The sequence below is a fragment of the Streptomyces sp. DH-12 genome, from assembly GCF_002899455.1.
Taxonomy (GTDB): domain Bacteria; phylum Actinomycetota; class Actinomycetes; order Streptomycetales; family Streptomycetaceae; genus Streptomyces.
Genome location: NZ_PPFB01000001.1, coordinates 5,971,720 through 5,992,174 on the forward strand (window position 1 = coordinate 5,971,720; position 20,455 = coordinate 5,992,174).

Annotated in this window: 20 protein-coding genes and 1 pseudogene; 10 read left to right on the plus strand and 11 right to left on the minus strand. The window is 74.7% G+C overall.

The genetic code is table 11. The features are described from left to right. Window positions 1-28: 28 nt before the first annotated feature. Window positions 29-1,087, minus strand: coding sequence for a DUF3533 domain-containing protein (locus tag C1708_RS25820; RefSeq protein ID WP_106414934.1), 1,059 nt, complete (start codon window positions 1,085-1,087; stop codon window positions 29-31). 526 nt (window positions 1,088-1,613) lie between these two features. On the opposite strand from C1708_RS25820, the gene C1708_RS25825 reads away from it, so the two are divergent. Next, window positions 1,614-2,477 carry a lipase family alpha/beta hydrolase gene (locus tag C1708_RS25825; protein WP_106414935.1) on the plus strand — a complete coding sequence of 288 codons (864 nt, stop codon included), beginning with the start codon at window positions 1,614-1,616 and terminating at the stop codon, window positions 2,475-2,477. 118 nt (window positions 2,478-2,595) lie between these two features. Here C1708_RS25825 and C1708_RS25830 read toward each other — a convergent pair whose 3' ends face one another. Both C1708_RS25830 and C1708_RS35705 read right to left on the minus strand, forming a co-directional pair. Further along, window positions 2,596-3,636: a lytic polysaccharide monooxygenase auxiliary activity family 9 protein gene (locus tag C1708_RS25830; protein ID WP_106414936.1), complete on the minus strand. Its 1,041-nt coding sequence runs from the start codon at window positions 3,634-3,636 to the stop codon at window positions 2,596-2,598. 596 nt (window positions 3,637-4,232) lie between these two features. Further along, on the minus strand, window positions 4,233-4,367 hold the full coding sequence (locus tag C1708_RS35705) for a hypothetical protein (protein ID WP_106416484.1): 135 nt from the start codon (window positions 4,365-4,367) through the stop codon (window positions 4,233-4,235). A gap of 139 nt (window positions 4,368-4,506) precedes the next feature. Here C1708_RS35705 and C1708_RS25845 point away from each other — a divergent pair, with 139 nt between their 5' ends. Beyond that, entirely contained in the window at window positions 4,507-5,127 is a 621-nt protein-coding gene (locus C1708_RS25845) for a class I SAM-dependent methyltransferase (RefSeq protein WP_106414937.1), read from the plus strand. A gap of 47 nt (window positions 5,128-5,174) precedes the next feature. Here C1708_RS25845 and C1708_RS25850 read toward each other — a convergent pair whose 3' ends face one another. Then, window positions 5,175-5,675 carry a ribonuclease FAU-1 family protein gene (locus tag C1708_RS25850; protein WP_106414938.1) on the minus strand — a complete coding sequence of 167 codons (501 nt, stop codon included), beginning with the start codon at window positions 5,673-5,675 and terminating at the stop codon, window positions 5,175-5,177. Continuing rightward, entirely contained in the window at window positions 5,656-6,588 is a 933-nt protein-coding gene (locus C1708_RS25855; protein WP_106414939.1) for a GNAT family N-acetyltransferase, read from the minus strand. Before C1708_RS25855 ends, C1708_RS25850 begins: the two co-directional genes overlap by 20 nt. Window positions 6,589-6,714: 126 nt before the next feature. On the opposite strand from C1708_RS25855, the gene C1708_RS25860 reads away from it, so the two are divergent. After that, window positions 6,715-7,083 (plus strand): GntR family transcriptional regulator, encoded by a 369-nt coding sequence (locus C1708_RS25860; RefSeq protein ID WP_198602593.1) that lies wholly within the window; start codon window positions 6,715-6,717, stop codon window positions 7,081-7,083. A 202-nt stretch (window positions 7,084-7,285) separates the two neighbouring features. Here the strand turns inward: C1708_RS25860 and C1708_RS36170 are convergent. Together C1708_RS36170 and C1708_RS25865 are read right to left on the minus strand one after the other, a co-directional pair. Continuing rightward, window positions 7,286-7,384, minus strand: a pseudogene (locus C1708_RS36170) (DUF72 domain-containing protein); the annotation flags it as partial. A 67-nt stretch (window positions 7,385-7,451) separates the two neighbouring features. Continuing rightward, entirely contained in the window at window positions 7,452-8,546 is a 1,095-nt protein-coding gene (locus C1708_RS25865) for a DUF5925 domain-containing protein (protein WP_106416486.1), read from the minus strand. Between the two features lie 236 nt (window positions 8,547-8,782). Between C1708_RS25865 and C1708_RS25870 the strand changes: the two genes are divergently transcribed. Further along, window positions 8,783-9,589 carry an SGNH/GDSL hydrolase family protein gene (locus tag C1708_RS25870; protein ID WP_106414940.1) on the plus strand — a complete coding sequence of 269 codons (807 nt, stop codon included), beginning with the start codon at window positions 8,783-8,785 and terminating at the stop codon, window positions 9,587-9,589. Window positions 9,590-10,153: 564 nt separating this feature from the next. Beyond that, entirely contained in the window at window positions 10,154-10,423 is a 270-nt protein-coding gene (locus C1708_RS25880) for a hypothetical protein (protein ID WP_106416487.1), read from the plus strand. Window positions 10,424-10,613: 190 nt separating this feature from the next. Here C1708_RS25880 and C1708_RS34080 read toward each other — a convergent pair whose 3' ends face one another. From C1708_RS34080 to hmgA, 4 genes are all read right to left on the minus strand, one after another. Continuing rightward, window positions 10,614-10,787, minus strand: coding sequence for a hypothetical protein (locus C1708_RS34080; RefSeq protein ID WP_157951295.1), 174 nt, complete (start codon window positions 10,785-10,787; stop codon window positions 10,614-10,616). A 175-nt stretch (window positions 10,788-10,962) separates the two neighbouring features. Further along, on the minus strand, window positions 10,963-12,132 hold the full coding sequence (locus C1708_RS25890; RefSeq protein WP_106414942.1) for a type ISP restriction/modification enzyme: 1,170 nt from the start codon (window positions 12,130-12,132) through the stop codon (window positions 10,963-10,965). A 25-nt stretch (window positions 12,133-12,157) separates the two neighbouring features. After that, window positions 12,158-12,907, minus strand: coding sequence for a GntR family transcriptional regulator (locus tag C1708_RS25895; protein ID WP_106414943.1), 750 nt, complete (start codon window positions 12,905-12,907; stop codon window positions 12,158-12,160). Window positions 12,908-12,934: 27 nt separating this feature from the next. Further along, complete coding sequence (hmgA, locus tag C1708_RS25900; RefSeq protein WP_106414944.1) at window positions 12,935-14,287, minus strand: homogentisate 1,2-dioxygenase; 1,353 nt, start codon at window positions 14,285-14,287, stop codon at window positions 12,935-12,937. A gap of 181 nt (window positions 14,288-14,468) precedes the next feature. On the opposite strand from hmgA, the gene C1708_RS25905 reads away from it, so the two are divergent. The 5 genes from C1708_RS25905 to C1708_RS25925 all read left to right on the plus strand — a co-directional run bounded on the left by C1708_RS25905 (window position 14,469) and on the right by C1708_RS25925 (window position 20,404). Then, on the plus strand, window positions 14,469-15,044 hold the full coding sequence (locus C1708_RS25905) for a hypothetical protein (protein ID WP_106414945.1): 576 nt from the start codon (window positions 14,469-14,471) through the stop codon (window positions 15,042-15,044). Next, the gene (locus C1708_RS25910; protein ID WP_106414946.1) at window positions 15,041-15,658 is read left to right on the plus strand and encodes a TetR/AcrR family transcriptional regulator; all 618 of its coding nucleotides are present in this window, start codon (window positions 15,041-15,043) and stop codon (window positions 15,656-15,658) included. The genes C1708_RS25905 and C1708_RS25910 overlap by 4 nt, the downstream gene beginning before the upstream one ends. A gap of 90 nt (window positions 15,659-15,748) precedes the next feature. After that, window positions 15,749-18,013, plus strand: a complete 2,265-nt coding sequence (locus C1708_RS25915; protein WP_106414947.1) for a molybdopterin oxidoreductase family protein — start codon at window positions 15,749-15,751, stop codon at window positions 18,011-18,013. 319 nt (window positions 18,014-18,332) lie between these two features. Then, entirely contained in the window at window positions 18,333-18,536 is a 204-nt protein-coding gene (locus C1708_RS25920; protein ID WP_106414948.1) for a hypothetical protein, read from the plus strand. Between the two features lie 494 nt (window positions 18,537-19,030). After that, window positions 19,031-20,404 (plus strand): ABC transporter ATP-binding protein, encoded by a 1,374-nt coding sequence (locus C1708_RS25925; protein WP_106414949.1) that lies wholly within the window; start codon window positions 19,031-19,033, stop codon window positions 20,402-20,404. Window positions 20,405-20,455 lie beyond the last annotated feature (51 nt).

The following is a 20,455-nucleotide window of genomic DNA, read 5'->3' on the forward strand; positions in this document are numbered from 1 at the left end:
CCCTGGGTGTGCTGTCCGGACAGCACACCTAGACCCCGGCCGGACGTCCCGGTTCCGGCTCCGGGTGCCTCCGCAGCGCCGACATCAGCACGGTGACGGCGGTCCCCACCACCGCCCAGGCGGACAGGACCAGCAGCGGGACGGTCACGTCGTTGCCCCGGAAGTACACGATCGAGCGGGCCGACCAGGTGCCCGCGCCCGGGGGCAGCGCCGGCCCGAGCGCCGCCCAGAACGGCGGCAGCAGCGGCGTCGGCAGGGCGCCGCCCGAGCTGGGGTTGCCCAGGATCACCACGAGCAGGATCGCCACGCCGATCCCGACGACCCCGAGAGCGGCCTGCAGCGCGAGCGTGGCGGCGCCCACCGCGAAGATGATCAGCGCGCCCAGTCCCCACAGCCCCGCGAAGCCGTCCGGCAGCGCGTCCAGGGCCGGCCCGGCGATGAGCGCCCCACCGAGTCCGCCGAGGACCGCGACCACGGCCATGGTGCCGAGCCGGATCAGCGCCCGGTGCGGGGTGGACGCCCGCGCGCCCGCGCTGATCGCCAGGATCGCCGCGCACAGGTAGCCGCCCACGCACCAGCCGACCACCAGGTAGAACGACGACAGCCCGTTGGCGTCCTGGGCGGAGGCGGGGACGACGTCCTCGACCCGCAGGGTGCGCCGCTCGTCGCGCTCCGTCTCGGTGAGGAGCCGCTCCAGGGTGGTGGCCAGCGCGGTGCCGCCGCCGGTGGCGACCAGCAGGGTGTCGGTCGTGCCCCCGGGGTCGACCACCAGCGCCCCGTCGATGTCCCGGTCCTCGATCTGCCGGCGGGCGCTCTCCTCGTCGGCCACCGCCCGCGGGTCCAGCGGGGAGCCGGGCAGTTCCTGCAGCCGGGTCACCGTCCGCTCGGCCACCGGCGGGGGCGCGGCGACCCCGAAGGGCGCGTCCCGCAGCTTCGGGTGGTGCAGGGCGCCCACGTACGAGGTGATGAACAGCAGCATCAGCGCGATCACGCCGAGCACGAGCAGGGTGGCCCGCGGGGTGACGGCGTCGCGCACCTCGCCGAGGAACGAGCGCGGGCGGGTCCCGGGGCCGGTGCTCTGCGTCATGTCCCCACGGTCCGGGGGAGCGGGCGTTCGCGCAGGTGGGACAGGGCCGAACGGATGTCGCACATTTATTTGAAAGCGGGCCCGGGCGCGGGCGGCGCTGCGCGCGGGGGGTTCGACCCGGCCGGGCAGGCCTCCCGCCGGCTCGCCTTCGGCCCGGTGGGCGAGAAGACGCGCGGGATCGAGGGGGCGCGGACCGCGTGCGGGCCGGGTTCGGTCCCCGCGCGGTGATGCCGGGGGTGTCGGCGGCGTAGGACCCGGTGGCCGGCGAGTCGCGGCGGCGGGTGAACTGCGCCCGCTGCTGGGGTGGTTGCCGCGTACCGCGCCCGGCGGGGCGGCGCGTCTCGCCCGGTGACGCGCCGCCAGGCCGCAGTGGGCGATCGTGGGGCATCGGCGGGAGTTTTTACCGACCCGTAACTTCCCGGCTTTCCTACTCGCCCGTAACTTGATGGGTGAACAGCATCCCGTGATCCGGATCACAGGGCGTAGGACCCCACCCTCCCCCCTTGAGCCGCAAGGAGATCACACGATGCTGCCCTGGAAGCGGGTGATCAGACCGCTGGCCGCGCTCCTGCTGGCCGCGGCCGCCGTCACCGCCCCCGCCGCGTCGAGCGCGCAGGCCGCCGCCGCACCCGGCTCCGGCTGGAACGACTTCGCCTGCGAGCCCTCCGCCGCCCATCCCCGCCCCGTCGTCCTGGTCCACGGCACCTTCGGCAACTCCGTCGACAACTGGCTGGGCCTCGCGCCCTACCTGAAGAACCGGGGCTACTGCGTCTTCTCCCTGGACTACGGCCGGCTCCCCGGCGTCCCCTTCTTCCACGGCCTCGGCCCCGTCGAGAAGTCCGCCGAAGAGCTCGACGCCTACGTCGACCGGGTGCGCGCCGCGACCGGCGCCACGAAGGTCGACATCGTCGGCCACTCCCAGGGCGGCATGATGCCCCGCTACTACCTCAAGTTCCTCGGCGGCGCCGCCGAGGTGAACGCCCTGGTCGGCATCGCCCCCAGCAACCACGGCACCACCCTCGGCGGCCTCACCGCGCTGCTGCCGCACTTCCCCGGCGCCGAGGACCTGCTGAGCGAGGCCACACCCGCCCTCGCCGACCAGGTCGCCGGCTCCGCCTTCCTCACCAAGCTCAACGCGGGCGGCGACACCGTACCCGGCGTCCGCTACACCGTCATCGCCACCAGGTACGACCAGGTCGTCACCCCGTACCGCAGCGCCTTCCTGACCGGGCCGAACGTCCGCAACGTGGTCCTCCAGGACCTCTGCGCGGTCGACCTGTCCGAACACCTGGCGATCGGACTGATCGACCGGATCGCCTTCCACGAGGTGGCGAACGCCCTCGACCCGGCCCGCGCCAGGCCGACCACCTGCGCCTCCGTGGTCGGCTGACACGTCTCGCCTCGAGGCCTTTCGGGTCTTTCGGCCTTTCGAGGTTTTCGAGGCTTCGAGGAGAACGGCGGCGGGTCCCTGTCCGGCCTGAGCCGCCGGACAGGGATCCGCCGCCGGTTCAGCGGCCGTGGCGTCCGGTCGCCGTGCGCCGCCGCGCGGAGGCGAACAGCGCGGCCGAGCCGAGCGCCAGCGCCGCGGCGCCGCCGGCCATCAGGTACGGCGTGCTGTCGTCACCGCCGGTCTCCGCCAGGTTCTGACCGCCGCCGGCCGCCTTCGGCCGGTTGCCCGTGCCGGCGTCCGCCGCGACCGGGTCGGCCGTGGTGGCGGGGTCGTCGTCGCCGTGCCCGTGGTTCTCGACCGTCGACTTCTCGGCGCCGGCCTCGATCTGCTCCTCGGACGGGGCGGAGGCCGTCGGCGCCGGGGCGGGCGCCCCCTTCGGCGTGTCGCCCGAGGCGGCCTCACCGCCGTCCGTCTTCCCGTCGCCTTCCGCCGTGTCGCCGCCGGCCGCGTCCCCGCCCGCCTGCGCACCGCCGAAGGTGACGTCCGAGCAGGAGTAGAAGGCCTCCGGGCTGTCCGACCGCTGCCAGACGGCGTACAGCAACTGCTGGCCGGAGCGCTCCGGGAGGGTGCCGGAGAAGGTGTAGAAGCCGCCCGACGCGGCCGGGTCGGTGGAGGTCGCCACCGGGTGGGCCAGGTCCAGGTCGTCCCAGGCCAGCGGCTTGCCCGGGTCGTAGCCGGGCTTGGTGATGTACACCGTGAAGGTGCCCTTGTGCGGGGCCGTCACCCGGTACTTGAAGGTGTGCTCGCCGCTGGACACGCCGGTCACCGGCCAGTCGGTGCGGGCCAGGTCGAGGCCCTTGAACGCCTCGTTTCCCGCGCTGCACAGCTTGCCGTCCGGAATCAGCTCCCGGTGGCGCCCGCCCGCGTCACCGATGCGGACGCCGTTCCAGTCGTACAGCGCCTGGGTGCCGCCGGCCGCGACGGCCGCCCTGCACGCCTCCGACACCGGGCTCTCCGGGCCCTCGGCGTAGCACTGGGAGACCCGGCTGACCGGGTCGCCCATCGAACCGTGGGCGGCGGCGGGCGCGGCGGACAGTCCGGTCAGGGCGAGCGGGGCGAGACCGACGGCGGCGACAGCGGCCTTACGGCGTGCGGACATGGGGCAGCAACTCCTCGGCGAACAGCGGATCTCATGGGGGGCGATCCCGGGGGATCCCGTGGGGGTGGATCAGAAACTAGCCCCGCGGAACCCGGAAATCGCCCGGTGAGGGCGGTGCGGGGAGATCCTTATGGTCGCTTTAAGGGAGCGCTCAGGCTGGGATCAGGTAGGTACCGTGCGCGCATGACGAACGCGCGGATCAGGCCGGCCGTCGCCGCCGACGTACCGGACGCGCGGACGGTGGCCGACGCGGCCTTCCGGCCCTGCATCGCCCGGATCGGGGCCGTGCCGGCGCCCATGGGGGCCGGCCACGCGGCGAACATGGCCGCCGCCGCGTGTTCGTCGCGGAGCTCCCGGACGACGGCGGGGCCGGGCCCGCGCGGCCGGCGGGCCTCGTCGTGCCGGAGCCGCGCCCGGACCGCCTGTACCCGGGCATCGTCGCCGTCCGTCCCGACGCCCGGGGCGCCGGGCCGGGGGCGGCTGCCGCCGGAGTTCGCGGAGACCCGGGCACGGGCGCTCGGACTGCCCTCGTCATGGCGTGCGTGGGGAGCCGGATCCCGGGCAAGCGCCCCGGCCGAGCCCCGCGGCCGGGGCGCTCAGCCGTCGGGCCACCAGGTGCGGGCGATGTCCTTGCGGATCTCGGGGCGGTCCGCGGGGCGCTCGTCGGCCTCCTCGCGGACCTGGCGGGTGTCCGTCTTCCTCGGGGGCTTCTGCACGGTGACTCGGCGCATGGCCGCCTCCTTGAAGGTCCATCCGGGTCGCCCGTTCTCACGGCGGTGAACCTTTCGGGGGAGAGTTCCCCATCCGTCCCGTCGTGTCTGTGGCCGCCGTCACGGATCGACTGTCAGTGGCAGGTGTCACTCTGAGCCCATGACCACGCAGCACGGTGACGGGACGGACACGAGCGGTGCCGACTGGGACGCGCGGGCGGCCACCTTCGACGAGGAGCCGGACCACGGGCTGCGCGACCCGCGGGTGCGCGCCGCCTGGGCCGCGCGGCTGCGGGACTGGCTGCCCGGCCGGCCGGGTGACGTCCTGGACCTCGGCTGCGGCACCGGCAGCCTCTCCCTCCTCGCCGCCGGGCAGGGCCACCGGGTCACCGGGGTGGACCGGTCCCCGGCCATGGTGGCGCTGGCCCGGCAGAAGCTCGCCGGGCGGCACGCGGTGTTCCTCACCGGCGACGCGGCGCACCCGCCGGTCGACGGTGAGCGGTACGACGCCGTCCTCGTCCGGCACGTGCTGTGGACGCTTCCCGAGCCGGACCGGGTGCTGCGGCACTGGCGCGACCTGCTGCGGCCCGGCGGGCGGCTGGTGCTGGTCGAGGGGGTGTGGGGGACGGTGAGCCCGGTCGGCATACCGGCGGACCGGCTCACCGCCCTCCTCGCCCCGCTCACCGCACGGGTGCGCGTGGAACGGCTGTCCGGGGACCCGGCGCTGTGGGGACGGGAGGCCGACGACGAGCGGTACGCGGTGGTGGCCTTCCGGGACTGAACCGCCGGGGGCCGGACCGCCGGCGGCGTCCCGGCCGGCGCCGTGTCTCAGCCGAGCAGGGCGCCGAGACCGGCCCCGCGGGCCAGGGCGTCCAACTCGTCGAGGGCGGCCACCGCGGCCGCCGCCGCGCCGGGGTCCCTGGCCGCCAGGCCGCTCTCCGCGAACTCGTCCTCGTCCAGCCGCCGTACGTCCGTGCCGTCGGCGGAGACCCACAGGTCCAGGTCGAGGTCCTCGACGACCAGGCGGCCCCCGGTCAGCTCGGCCGGGCGGGTGATGTCGCAGTAGTGGCCCTTGAGGACGCCCCCGGAGGTGCGCACCTCCTTCACGGAGTACCAGCGGTCCCGCCAGTAGTGCTCCGTGAAGACGTCTCCGGGTTCGAAGCGGACGAAGCCGAAGTCGCGTACGCCCTCGCCCGCCCACGGGGCGCGCACGCTGACCCGGGCGCCGTCGTCGGCGAGCAGCTCCGCCGGGTAACGGATCTTCGTGCGGCCCGCCTTGACCAGGACCACCTCGACGGTCGCGGGTCCGTCAGCCGAGTTCGCGGACATACCGCACCTCCGTTCCGCACAGCTCGTAGCCGAACCACTCGTTGATCGCGATCATCGGACCGTTCCCGGTGTCGTTGCCGGTGAAGGCTTCTGTGTACCCGGCCGCGCGGGCCCGGTGCAGCGAGTCGTTCTTCACGAGCTTCGCCAGGCCCCGGCCGCGGTGGGCGCGCGCCGTGCCGGTCATACCGGTCGCGTACCGGGCGCCGCCGTCCGTGCGGACCGCGGAGAACGCGGCGGGCCGGCCGTCGACCACGGCCACCGTGGTCAGCTCGGCGTCGAACAGCGGGTGCTGCCAGGTCTCCCTCAGCCACGCCTCGTAGTCGGTGAGCTCCGTGTCCACGTCGCTCGGCTCGTCCGCCGTGGTCTCCGCGTCCAGCTCGAACAGCGGGCGCGGGTCGTCGGCGTACGCGGAGCCCGGGCGCAGTTCCACGCCGGGCGGTGGGTCCTGCGGCGGGGGCAGCTCGCGGTGCGCCAGGTCCAGGCGGAGGAAGTGCGCGGAGCGGCTCGCCCGGTAACCGTGCAGTTCGGCGAAGGCGCGGTTGCCGGGCTCGTCCAGCACCCAGGCCAGCAGCCGGGTCGCCCCGTGCGCGGTCAGATGCTCCTCGGCGGCGCGCACCAGCAGCGTCCCCGCGCCCCGGCGCGTGTGCCGGGGGTGCACGTAGACGTTGAGGTTGCCCTGGCCGGGCACGGCGCTGTCGTGGCTGAGGTGCACCTGGGCCGTGCCGATCACCTCCCCGTCGTCGTCCACCGCGACGAGCGGGCGGTAGCGGGCGTCGGGGTGCAGATGGGCGAGCTCGTGGGCCAGGGACTCCGGGGTGACGAGGACGAACGGCAGCGCGGCCTGCCGTACGCGGGCGAAGCCCTCCAGGTCGGCCGGGGCGTCGGGGCGCAGATCGCGGACGGTCACTGTCATGTGAGCGCACGCTACGAGGCGATGGGGCGGGGGTGCCTCTTATTTTCCCGGGGCGCCGCGTGGGTGGGCCGGGGCGCCGGCCGGGCGGGGGTGTGGGGCGTCCGGGGGGTGCGCGAGAATCGCGGCGTGAGTGTACGGATCCATATCCAGGACGGAACACCGCCGTACGAGCAGGTGCGGGCGCGGATCGCCGAGCAGGCGCGGTCGGGGGAACTGCCGGTGGGGTACCGGCTGCCGACGGTGCGGGGGCTGGCCGAGACGCTCGGGCTCGCGGTGAACACGGTCGCCAAGGCGTACCGGGCGCTCGAGGCGGACGGGGTGATCGAGACGCGGGGGCGGAACGGAACGGTGATCGCTGCCGCGGGGGCGGCGGCGGAGAGGGAGGCTGCGGCCGCGGCGCAGGCGTTCGCCGAGAGGGTCCGGCGACTGGGGTTGGGGGAGGAGGCGGCGATGGCCGCGGTCCGGGACGCGCTGCGGGCGGTCTACCGGGCGTAGGCGCCGCGGGGGTTGGGGCCGCCGGCCGCTGCGGACGCGTGCGGGTGGGGACGGGTGCGCGGTTCCCCGCGTCCCCAAGGGGGTTGGGCGAGGCTTCCGCAGGGGCCGGAGGGCGGTCGAGGTCGTGGCGTCGCGGACTGCTGACCGTGACGACGGAGTCCGGTGGCGTGCGCTCCAGGCAGGAGGCGAAGGTCTCCCGGGACGGCAGCCGGCAGAAGGCGTTGTTCACCTCGGCGGTGGGGGAGACGGCCGCGTACTCCTCCAGCCACAGCCGTACCGGCGGGCCGGGCGGGCACAGCACCCCGCGCCGGTCCTTGCGCTGCCGTCCCGAACTCCCGACCGGCAGCGGCGTGCGGCCCTCACCCCTCCTACAGGTACAGGCCCGCGTCCGCGTCGCCGCGCGGCTCCGGCAGGGCGGTCGGGGAGGTGCCCCGGCGCAGGGCGTACAACTCGGCCAGGGTCGCCCCCTCGCGTCCGACGCCCTCCTCGCGGCCCAGCCAGTTCACCGCCTCCGTGCGGGTCAGCGGCCCCACCTCGATCCGGGCCAGGCAGCGGCCCGGACGCACCACGGCCGGGTGCAGCCGCTCCAGGTCCTCGTTGGTGGTGACGCCCACCAGGACGTTGCGGCCCTGGCCGAGCAGACCGTCGGTGAGGTTCAGCAGCCGGGACAGCGCCTGGCCCGCCGTGTGCTTGGCCTCGCCGCGGATCAGTTCGTCGCAGTCCTCCAGGAGCAGCAGCCGCCAGCGGTTCCTGCCGGACGCGTCCTCCTCGCCGATGGCGATGTCCATCAGGTAGCCGACGTCGGAGAACAGCCGCTCGGGGTCCAGGACGCAGTCCACCTGGCACCAGTCCCGCCAGGACCGGGCGAGGGTGCGCAGCGCGGACGTCTTGCCGGTGCCCGGCGGGCCGTGCAGCAGGAGCAGCCGCCCCGAGATGTCCTCGGGGGTGGTCTTCATCAGCCGGTCCATCGCGTCCGCCACCGGGGCGGTGTAGTTGGGCCGGATCTCCTCCCACGTGCCGGCCGTGATCTGCCGGGTGGTGCGGTGCGGACCGCGCCGCGGGGAGACGTACCAGAACCCCATGGCGACGTGCTCCGGCTGCGGTTCCGGCTCGTCGGCCGCGCCGTCGGTGGCCTCCTCCAGGATCCGCTCCGCCAGGTCGGCGCTGGTCGCGGTCACCGTGACGTCGGCGCCCCGGTTCCAGCGGGAGATCAGCAGCGTCCAGCCGTCCCCCTCGGCCAGGGTGGCGCTGCGGTCGTCGTCCTTGGCGAGCCGCAGCAGCCGCGCCTCCGCGGGCAGGAGGGTCGCGCCGGACCGGACGCGTTCGAGGGTGGCGGCGTGCGAGTAGGGCTGCTCGCCCGTCGCGAAACGGCCGAGGAACAGCGCGTCGACGACGTCGGACGGGGAGTCGTTGTCGTCGACGTTGAGCCGGATGGGCAGGGCGTCGTGCGGGTGCGCGGACATGCCGTCATGATCGGTCACGGGGGCTCCCCGTGCACCTGGATTGCCGGGTGCGCCCGTGCGTGGCGCGTCGCTCCCGGTCCGCCGGCGACGGACTTCTCACCGTGCGGTGCCGGAAAGCCGCGCCGTCCCGGTGTTCGTCCGGTGCTCGACGGTAATAGTTCTGACATGAACACTTCCGTTCAACACGCCTCGTTGGTACGACGGTTGAGGCAGAGATCCTGCTAAAGGGAGGTTCCATGAGACGTTCCCGACTCGTCCTCTTCCTCACCACCTTCTTCCTCGCCGTCACCGCCGCCCTCACCGGCGCGACCGCGGCGCACGCGTCCGCACAGGCGGCCCCCGGCCCGTACGTGGCCCTGGGCGACTCCTACTCCTCGGGCGTCGGCGCCGGCAGCTACATCTCCTCCAGCGGCGACTGCAAGCGCAGCACGAAGGCCCACCCGTACCTCTGGGCGGCCGCGAACTCACCGTCCTCCTTCTCCTTCACGGCCTGCTCGGGCGCCCGTACGGGTGATGTCCTCTCCGGGCAGCTCGGCCCGCTCTCCGCGAGCACCGCCCTCGTCTCGATCAGCATCGGCGGCAACGACGCGGGATTCGCCGACGTCATGACGACCTGTGTGCTCCAGTCCGACAGCTCCTGCCTCTCCCGCATCGCCACCGCCCGCGCCTTCGTCGACTCGACGCTGCCCGGCAGGCTCGACGGCGTCTACACCGCGATCCGGGACCGGGCGCCCAACGCCCACGTGGTGGTGCTCGGTTACCCCCGCTTCTACCAGCTCGGCACCAGCTGCATCGGCCTCTCCGAGACCAAGCGGAAGGCCATCAACGACGCCTCCGACCACCTCAACAACGCCATCGCCCAGCGCGCCCGGGCGTACGGCTACACGTTCGGCGACGTCCGCACCACGTTCAGCGGCCACGAGATCTGCTCCGGGAACCCCTGGCTGCACAGCGTGGACTGGCTGAACATCGGCAACTCCTACCACCCGAAGGCCGCCGGACAGTCGGGCGGCTACCTCCCGGTGCTCACCTCGGCGGCCTGACCCCCGTGGCCCCGTAGCCGTCGTCCCCGCCGGACGCCGAGGCGGAGGCCCCGCCCGACGGGGTCTCCGCCGCGCGCGACCGGGGACGTGAGACCGCCCACGTTCTCGCCGTCCCGGACGTCCGCGCGAGCAGCGGCCGGGCCGTCCGGGGCCGCGGGACCGGAGTGATCGCCTCCGTACCGGCCGGCGGGGCGGCCGTCACTCCGGGCGGACATGACGGCCCCCGGGCGGCCGGGTACGCCGGCTCCGGCTCATGGACCGGGACGGCCGGCCCGCTCCCTCGGGCCCCTCGAGCGCGACACGCCCTTGGCCGCGTCCGGTCTCCACCCCGCGACGGCGTCACTCGCGGTGACCGTCTGACCGGAGGGTGGCTTTCCGCAACCCGCCGGCCAGCCCATCGTCCAACTCGCCCTGAAAACGGTCGGATTCGGAGAGTAATCGCCGAGTGTTCGTCAACACCCTTATGGGGAAGGTGAATCCTGTGACCTCGATACACGGGTGCCCGTACGGGACGATAGGGTTACCCTGCCCGGGCCGGGTGGAGTCGTACGGGTGGGGAGTGACATGGAACAGATAACAGTGCGCAGCAGGGCCAGGATCCCTGCGATCACCTGCGGCAGCGGCGCGAGCAGTACGCGTCTCGACCGCCATCTCTCGGTCCTCGCGGGACCGGCCGTCCCGCAGCGGGAGACGGCCGAGGCGACGTCACTCATGCGTGAGCTGACCGCGCGTGACAGCACCCGCGGCACCAAGGGCGCACGGGCCCGCGCGAGCCGCGTCTCGCTCTTCGCCCCGCTGCGCCGACTGCGCCGCTCCCTGTTCGGCAGCCGGTAGCGTCCGCGCCGGACGGTCCCACCCGTCCCGGCGCGGCGCTCGCCCGCTGTCCCCACGGCACACGGCCCCATTCCGCCGGCCGCACGACACCGGCCTTCATCCTGCCGACCCCGATCCCACCCGGCGGCGACCGCAGGACTCGTCCACCGTCCGCGGTCCGTCCACGCGCACGTGTGGCTGCCGCTTGACGTCACCCGCCTGTCGCTGTCACCCGCCCACGGCTCCAGCCCCGCCCTCTGCGCAGGCCGGAGCCGACCGCGACGCTGAACGGCATCGTGACGACGTTCGGCAGCGACGAACCGGCCACCGCCTGGCGCACCCGTTCGCTGCCCTGGCCGCGGAAGCAGGAGAACGCGGTCCGCACCGCCTGCCTCCGGTCGCGCGTCGCGACCGGCGGGTGCCCGAGGACGGCGGCGGCGTTCGTGGGGGACCCGGCCCGATCGACTTCGAAGCGTGGTCCGAGCGGGCTCTCACCCGTGTACGGGACGGCGCCGGTCCCGCGTCGCACCCCCGGCCGGGCCGCTCCGCCCCGCGCCCTCTCAGATCAGCGCGAGCTGGCCCCCCGGCCCCTCCTCGCGCGCGTCCAGCACCGAGGCCGGTCGCCGGGCGGACGCGGGCACGGGCAGGACGCCTGCCGTGTGCAGGTCGGCGGGGGTGATCGGTGCGGGCAGGGAGCCCGCCGAGTCCTCGCGGAGCGGGCGCAGTTCGGCGAGGAGGGTGAGGACCGTGACCAGTTCCAGCAGTTCCGAGGTCCAGGTCTGCGGCCAGGCGGCCGGGCGGATCGCCTCCAGGGTGCCCGGTTCGGCCGGGCGCGTGCGGGACGCGCACCACTCCTCCAGCACCCGCACCCCGCCGGCCTCGAACTCCCACGCCTGCGGCGGCACCGGGGAAACACGGCCGTCACCGAGCAGCAGCGCCTCCTCGCCCCGGTCGTAGGCCGGGGCGGGCGGCCGGGACGGCAGCGGGGCGCGGACGTACGGGCGGCGGCCGCCCGGCAGTCTGGGGCGCTCACCGTCCCGGCGCATGAGCCACAGCGTCCGGCGGCCCAGCGCCACGCCCTGCCGCCAGGCGTCCGGATCGCCGGTGAGCGGCACCGCGAGCCCGCCCGGCGCGGGACGGGCCATGGCCGCCGCCCAGGCGAGGACGTCGACGGCGGAGACCTCCAGCCCCAGCCGGGCGGCGAGGTGGTCCGTCAGCCCCGGGGCCAGATTGGGCTCGGCGGCGCCCGGCCGGCGGTACAGCGGGCGGATCCGGCCCGTGCGCAGGACGGGGAAGAGGGACGTGACGAGCAGCGGCGGGATGCCGCCGGCCGTCTCGACGGCGAAGATCTGGTGCTCGTCCGCCACCCGCCACAACTCCGGCCGGGGGGCGTCGATCAGCCGTGTGTCGGGGATCAGCCACTGCTCGTCGAACGGGCCGTGCAGCACTCGTACCGGCTCCGGGCACGGCCCCGTGGCACGGGCCAGCCGCTCCGTGCCGCCGTCCCGCCCGGGGAGCTGCCCGACCGCCGTGTGCGGGGTACGGGACCGGGTGGACCGGAACAGGGCCTCGCGGTCCGGGCCCTCGGCTTTCACCAGGGCGTTCCAACGGGCCTTCAGGGACGCCGCGTCGGGGGCCGCCGGCCATCCCCGGCCGAGCCGCGGCGGTGCGACGGACCACGGCATGAGGTCCGCCAGCAGCGGAGCGTCGTCATGCGTCACGCCGGGCATCGTACGACGTGCCGGCGGGGCCGGATCAGGTGGCGTCCAGGGTCACCGTGAAGGAGAAGCGGTCGCCCCGGTAGTGGATCACGGCCACGTCCAGGACCCGTCCGGCGGAGTCGTAGGTGACGCCGGTGTAGTGCAGGATCGGGCTGAGCAGCGGGACCCGGAGCAGCCGCGCCGTCTCCGGGGCCGCGAGCCGCGCCTCCACGGTGTCCGTGATGCGGCTGATGTCCGCGCCGACGACGTCCCGCAGCACCTTCGTCATCGGCCAGCGCACCAGGTCCTGCGGATCGATCCGTTCGGCCAGCTCCGGACGCACGTAGTTGCGGGCGTGGTTGGTCGGCTCGCCGGTCTTCTCGTCGCTGCGCAGCCGGTGGTAGGCGGCCGTCTCCGCCAGGTCCGGGAAGTGCTCGGCCAGTTCGGCCGGCACCGGTGCGGCTCCGTGCTCCAGCAGGTCCGTCGTCATGCCGGACTGCTGGGCCACGATCGCGTCGACCGAGCCCAGCAGCCGCACCGGCGCGCCCCGCCGCGCGTCCGGCTCGATGAACGTGCCGCGCCGCCGGTGCCGGGTGATCAGCCCCTCGTCCTCCAGCTCCTTCAGCGCCTGCCGCATGGTCAGCACGCTCACCCCGTAGTGCCCGGCCAGCTGCTCCTCGGTGGGCAGGCGCAGCGGGTCGTGGGGCGAGCGGCCGAGGATCGAGGCGCGCAGCGACTGCGACACCTGGTACCAGAGCGGCAACTTGCGGTTGAGGACGATCGAGTCCGGGGCGAAGGAGGTCACGCGCTATCCGTACCGGTCGGAGAACGGTCAGTGCAATGGCCGGAAGTGACGCTCGAGTCCCTGCCACACGTCGTCGTACCCCTGCTGCAGGTGCTCCGCCCGCGCCCCCTGGGGGGTGAGGGACACCGGCCAGCGGGTCTCGAACATGAAGGCGAGGCCGTCGTCGACCTTCTGCGGGCGCAGCTCCGCCGCGCTGGCGCGGTCGAACGTCTCCCGGTCCGGGCCGTGCGCCGACATCATGTTGTGCAGCGAGCCGCCGCCCGGCACGAACCCTTCCGCCTTCGCGTCGTACGCGCCCTCGATCAGGCCCATGTACTCGCTCATCACGTTCCGGTGGAAGTACGGCGGCCGGAAGGTGTCCTCGCCGACCAGCCAGCGCGGGGCGAACACCACGAAGTCCACGCCCGCCAGGCCGGGCGTGTCGCTCGGCGAGGTCAGCACCGTGAAGATCGACGGGTCCGGGTGGTCGTACGAGATGGTGCCCATCACATTGAAGCGGCGCAGGTCGTAGGCGTACGGCACATGGTTGCCGTGCCAGGCGACGACGTCCAGCGGGGAGTGGTCGTAGGTGGCGGCCCACAGGTTGCCGCAGAACTTGTTCACCACCTCCACCGGGCCCTCCACGTCCTCGTACGCGGCGACCGGGGCGCGGAAGTCACGGGCGTTCGCCAGGCCGTTGGCGCCGATCGGGCCGAGGTCGGGCAGCCGGAACGGTGCCCCATAGTTCTCGCACACATAACCGCGGGCCGTCTCGTCCAGCAGCTCCACACGGAACCGCACCCCACGGGGGATCAGCGCGATGTGTCCGGGCTCCACATGCAGCAGACCGAACTCCGTGCGCAGCAGCAGTCCGCCGCGTTCCGGCACGATCAGCAGCTCGCCGTCGGCGTCGCTGAACACCCGCTGCATGGAGGCGTTGGCGTGGTACAGGTGCACCGCCATACCGCTGCGCCGGGTCACGTCGCCGTTGCCGCCCAGGGTCCACAGGCCGGCCAGGAAGTCGGTGCCCTCCGCCGGCTCCGGCAGCGGGTTCCAGCGCAGCCGGTTGGGGTCGGGCACCGTCTGGGCGAACGGCGCCGAGCGCAGCGCCCCGTTGCCCGTGCGGGTGAACGCCGGGTGCGCGGCGGACGGGCGGATCCGGTACAGCCACGAGCGGCGGTTGACCGCCCGCGGCTCGGTGAAGGCCGACCCGCTCAGCTGCTCCGCGTACAGCCCGAGCGGCGCGCGCTGCGGGGAGTTGCGGCCGACGGGCAGGGCGCCCGGCACCGCCTCCGAGCTGTGCTCGTTGCCGAAGCCGGAGAGGTGCTCCAGGCCCTCGGCGATCTTGCGCGCCTGCTCGCGCTCTGTCGCGCTCCCGCGGGCGGTGGCCCCGTCGCTCATGTCCGCTGCTCCCTTGCACCGAGCCGATTCCTATGGGACACCGTAGGATTGCGGTTACCCCGGCGCAAGGGCGCCGCGCGGTCTCGTTCCCCGGCCGGCCCTCCCGTCCCCTCCACGGAGTGTCCGGAACCAGTCTCCAGGGGGATTCGCACGTTCGAAGCGCTGTTCTACGCTCCCCGGCATGACGTGGACGCGGAAACCGATCATCCCCGCGCTCGCGGTCTGTGTCGTCGTGCTGGCCGGATCCGCGGGCTGCGACACCCCGGGCGGCCGGGGGAGGGGCGGGGCGCCGTCCTCCCCCGTGGGCCGGCTCCTCGACGAGCGCGACGCGGAGGGCCGCCCCTACCGGGAGGTGGACGAGCAGGACGCGCCCCGGGTCGGCGTGGAGGTCACGCCCGACGCCGGGGGCGGCTGGGACGTACGGCTGCGGGTGCGCGCCTTCCGCTTCTCGCCCGACGGGACGGGCCGCCGCGCCCGGGCCGGCCGGGGCGTGGCGCACCTGGAGGTGAACGGCCGCCGCGTCGCCGTGCTGCGCACCCCCGAGCACCACCTCGCCCCCGGCGCCTTCCCGCGCGGCACCCACCAGGTCACCGCGCGCCTGTACGCCGACGACGGCTCGGTGTGGGCCGTCGACGGAGAGCCCGTGGAGAGCACCGCCGACATCACCGTCTCGGACCAGGAGCCGACCACCGGGCCGAGCGCGGAACCGGTCGCGGAGGGGCCCGGCGCACCGGACGGCCCCGGGCGGGCGGGGTGAGGCCCGTGTCCTCCACGGCATCGCTCCGCCGGGCGCCCGTGCAGCGGCGCAGCGCCGAACGGCTGGCCAGGATCCTCGACGCCTGCGCCGGCCTCCTCGACGAGGTCGGCTACGACGGCCTGAGCACCCGCGCGGTCGCCGAACGCGCCGGCGTGCCCATCGGTTCCGTCTACCGCTTCTTCACCGGCAAACGCCAGATGGCCGACGCGCTCGCCCGGCGCAACCTGGAGCGCTTCACCGAACGCGTCACCGAACGGCTGGCCGTCGCCGGCGACCGCGGCTGGCGGCACGCCATGGACGTCGTGCTCGACACGTACCTGGACATGAAGCGCACCGCCCCCGGCTTCTCCCTCGTCGAGTTCGGCAACCAGATCCCGGTCGGGGCGCGCCGCGCCGAACCCAACCACCGGGTCGCCGACCGGCTCACCGCGCTGCTCTCCGGCTACCTGGGCCGCCCGGCCGACGACGACCTGCGCCGCACCTTCCTGGTCGCCGTGGAGACCGCCGACACCCTGGTCGGCCTGGCGTTCCGGACGGCGCCCGAGGGGGACGAGAAGATCATCGCCGAACTGCGCGCGCTGCTGAGGGCGTACCTGGCCCGGGTGCTCGACTGACCCGTTCCCCCGCACGCCCTCCCCTCCGTGCGTACCGGTCGGTATGCTCGGCCCGTCCGTGCGCCACCGCCGCCGTCCCGGGGAGGACCCGTGTCCCGCACCGCCCTGCGTATCTGCCCCCTGTGCGAGGCCACCTGCGGCCTGGTCCTCACCGTCGACAACGGCAAGGTCACCGGTGCCCGCGGTGACCGCGACGACGTGTTCAGCAAGGGGTTCATCTGCCCCAAGGGCGCCGCCTTCGCGGAGCTGGACTCCGACCCCGACCGGCTGCGCGCCCCGCTCGTCCGGGTGGACGGCGCACTGCGCGAGGCCACCTGGGAGGAGGCCTTCGACGCCGTCGCCGCCGGACTGCGCACGGCCGTCGAACGGTACGGCCCGCACGCCGTCGGCGTCGTCCTCGGCAACCCCAACGTGCACACGATGGCCGGCGCCCTCTACCCGCCGCTGCTCATCGGCGGGCTCGGCACCCACAGCGTGTTCACCGCCTCCACCGTCGACCAGATGCCCAAGCACGTCTCCAGCGGGCTCCTCTTCGGCGACGCCAACCGCATCCCCGTACCCGACCTGGACCGCACCGACCACCTGCTCCTGATCGGGGCCAACCCGCTCGAGTCCAACGGCAGCCTGTGCACCGCGCCCGACTTCCCCGGACGGCTCAGGGCGCTGCGGGCGCGCGGCGGCACCCTCACCGTCGTCGACCCGCGCCGCACCCGCACCGCCCGCCTCGCCGACCGGCACCTCGCCGTCCGCCCCGGCACCGACGCGCTGCTGCTCGCCGCGATCGCCCGCACCCTGTTCGACGAGGACCTCGTCGACCTGGGCGACGCCGCCCCGCACCTCCAGGGCGTCGCCGAACTCTCCGACGCCCTCGCCGACTTCACACCCGAGGCGGTCGCCGGCGCCTGCGACGTCGACGCCGCCGCCATCCGCGGCCTCGCCCGGGAACTCGCCGCCGCCCCCACCGCCGCCGTCTACGCACGCATCGGCAGCTGCACCGTCCCGCACGGCACCCTCGCCAGCTGGCTCGTCGACGTCCTCAACGCCCTCACCGGCAACCTCGACCGGTCGGGCGGCGCGCTCTTCCCCCAGGCCGCCACCGACAGGACCCCGCGCCCCGCCGGACCCGGCCACGGCTTCGCCCTCGGCCGCTGGCACTCGCGGGTGAGCCGCCACCCCGAGGCCAAGGGCGAACTGCCGCTGTCCGCCCTCGCCGAGGAGATCGACACCCCCACCGAGGAGGGGACGCCGGTCCGCGCCGTCATCGCCGTCGGCGCCAACCCGGTGCTCTCCGCCCCCGACGGCAACCGGCTGGACCGGGCGCTCGCCTCCCTCGACTTCATGGTGAGCGTCGACCCCTACCTCAACGAGACCTCCCGGCACGCCCACGTCGTCCTGCCGCCGCCCCCGCCGGCCCAGAGCCCGCACCACGACTTCGCGTTCAACACCCTCGCCGTGCGCAACCAGGTCCGCTACACCCGCCCCGCCGTGCCCCTCGAACCCGGCCGCATGGCCGAGACCGAGATCCTCGCCCGGCTCGTCCTCGCCGCCACCGGCACCCACGGCGCCGACCCGTCCGCCGTGGACGACCTGGTGATCCGGCAGACCCTCGGCAAGGCCGTCCGCGAGCCGCACTCCCCGGTGCACGGCCGCGACCCGAAGGAACTCGCCGGACTGCTGACCGGCGACGACGGCCCCGAACGGCGCCTCGACATGATGCTGCGCCTCGGTCCCTACGGCGACGGCTTCGGCGCCGACCCGGACGGGCTCACCCTGGAGAAGCTGCTCGCCCACCCGCACGGCATCGACCTCGGACCGTTGCGCCCCCGCCTGCCCCAGCCGCTGAGGACCCGCAGCGGCAAGGTGGAACTGCTGCCCGCCCCGATCGCCGCCGACCTGCCCCGGCTGCGGGCCGCCCTCCGCGAGCGCCCCGCCGGTCTCGTCCTGGTCGGCCGCCGCCATCTGCGTTCCAACAACAGCTGGCTGCACAACGTGCCCGCCCTCACCGGCGGCTCCAACCGCTGCACCCTGCACCTGCACCCCGACGACGCCGAACGCCTCGGCGTACGGGACGGGCAGCCGGTGCGGATCAAGGGCGCCGGGGGAGAGGTGACCGCCCCCGCCGAGGTCACCGACACCGTGCGCCCCGGGGTGGTGAGCCTGCCGCACGGCTGGGGCCACGACCGGCCCGGCACCCGCACCCGGCACGCCTCCGCCCACCCCGGCGCCAACGTCAACCAACTCCTCGACGGCAGCCTCCTCGACCCGCTGTCGGGCAACGCGGTGCTCAACGGCGTCCCCGTCGAGGTGTCCCCGGAGCGGGCCGACGAGCCGGAGGCGCTCACGGCGCTGACCTGAGCGGACGTCCGAGCCGGGGGGGCACCCGGTTCGTGGCCGGGGGCGTCCTCGCCGCACTCGGCTTCTGCCCGGGCCCCGGACCGCCGCTGTCCCTGACGACGGTCGTCCGGGTCGCGCCCGCCGCCCGGTCCACCGCCCTCGCTGCTGCCGACGCCGGCGGGAGCCGCGCCGCGCTCTCCGGCGGCCGGGCGGCGCGGCGGGCACGAACGCGGTCGGTGCGGGGCCCGGCGACCGCGGTGAGACGCGCGGGCCGGCTCTGGCAGGATGGCCCCCGTCGCAGCCGGGCTCCACGCGGTCCCGCGCACACGAGGGGGCCCGCATGATCCTGGCCGTCCTGTCTGTCGTCCTGATCCTCACCGTCGGCGGCTGCGCCTGCGTCGTCTGGGCCGCCAGGGGCGGCCCCCGCTGGACCCACGGAGCGGCGAGGGCGACCCTGGCCGCCGGCCATGTGACGACCGCGCTTCTCCGCTCCCGCCGCTCGGCCGCCCGAGGCGGCTCTGACACCGACGGCGGATCGGACTGAGGGGGGCGGGTCCGAGGGGCCCGGCCATCTCCGCGCCCACGCGCCCAGGTCCACGTCGCGCCCCGTCTCCGCGCCCAGGTCCACGTCGCGCCCCGTGCCGCGGACGTCCCCGTCCGCCCCCTCCCGCGTCGGAGCGCCGCCACCCCGCAGGCGCACCCGGCGTCGAAGACACATGGCCCCGCCGCCCGCGACCGGCTTCGGGGCACGCGATCCGACCCGCCGCCCGCGACCGGCTTCGGGGCACGCGATCCGACCCGCCGCCCGCGACCGGCCCCGGCGTCGGAGCGCACCCCGCCCCCGCCGCCCGGCACACCCCGTGCCGAACACCTCCGTCCGCTTTCTCTGCCCGCGGACGGAACGTCCCGATCGCGTCCGCCGTCTTCCCCGGCCGCCTACTTTCCGTTAACTTCCGTGACTCACACGCCCCGTACGACCCGCACGAGGCGTCCGACCGCGGAGCAGCAGCGCCCTGATGAGCCCCCGGGGGCACTTTCATGACACGCGCCATCACCCTGCACGACGTGAGCAAGTCCTACACGCGAGGTGTTCGCGTGGTGGACCGGTTGTCCCTGGCCGTCGCCCCCGGCGAGTTCCTGGTGCTGCTCGGCCCGTCCGGCTGCGGGAAGTCCACCGTGCTGCGGATGATCGCGGGGCTGGAGGAGATCGACGAGGGCAGCCTGTTCCTCGACGGCGAGTACGCCAACGACCGGTCCCCGTCCGAGCGGGACATGGCGATGGTGTTCCAGAATTTCGCCCTCTACCCGAGCATGACCAGCCGGGACAACATCGGCTTCCCCCTGCGCATCGAGGCGCCCGGCGACGACCCGGCGCCCAAGGTGGACGCCACCGCCCGGATGCTGGGCATCGAGGACCTCCTCGACCGCTTCCCCGCCCAGCTGTCCGGCGGCGAACGCCAACGGGTCGCGATGGGCCGGGCCATCGCCCGCCGCCCCTCCGCGTTCCTGATGGACGAGCCGCTGTCCAACCTCGACGCCAAGCTCCGCAACCACGTACGCGCGGAGATCTCCCAGCTCACCCGGCGGTTGGGCGTCACCACCGTCTACGTCACCCACGACCAGTCCGAGGCGATGTCGCTCGGCGACCGGGTCGCCGTGCTGCGCGGCGGCGTCCTCCAGCAGGTCGGCACGCCCCGCGCGGTGTACTCGTTGCCCGAGAACGTCTTCGTCGCCGCGTTCATCGGCACCCCGCGCATCAACCTGCTGCGCGGGCTGGTCCGCGCCCCGCTGGACGGGGCGATGACCGTCCGCCTCGGCAAGCAGTTCCTGCGGCTGCCCGAACCGCTGTCCCTGGACCACCAGTTGCTGCGGGTGCAGCAGGGCCGCGAGGTGATCGTGGGCCTGCGTTCCGAGGCCGTGCGGATCGCCAAGCCGTCCGCCGCGCGCCCCGGCGAGGTGGCGCTCACCGGCCTGGTGGAGCACCTGGAGTTCCAGGGGCACGAGGTGCTGGTGCACTTCGACACCGGCTCCCGCCCCGCCGTCGTCCCCGAACTGGAGGCCCCGCGGCCGAGCCCCGGCCGCCCCGCCCGGCGCCGCCGCCGCGAGGGCGGCACGGTGCTGGAACGCCTCCGGGAGCGCGCCGGCGGCCGCCGCGCGGGCGCCGAGCGTACGAGCGCCGTGGCCACGCTGGACGGGCCCGGACGGCCGGACCCCGCCGCGGTGTCGCCCGTCCCCGCTTCGGCCGAGCCCCGGGCCCCCGGCGACCTCATCGTCCGCACCACCCCCGACATCCGGCTGCGGCACGGCATGCAGGTGCCGCTCCTGGTCGATCTCGCCCACCTGTTCGTCTTCGACCAGCACGGTCAGCGGATCTGCCCCAGCCCGGACCGGCTGCCCGACCTGGAGGAGTGAGCGCGGCGCGCGACCGCCCCCCTGGCGCGGAAAAACTAACATCGCTAGTTT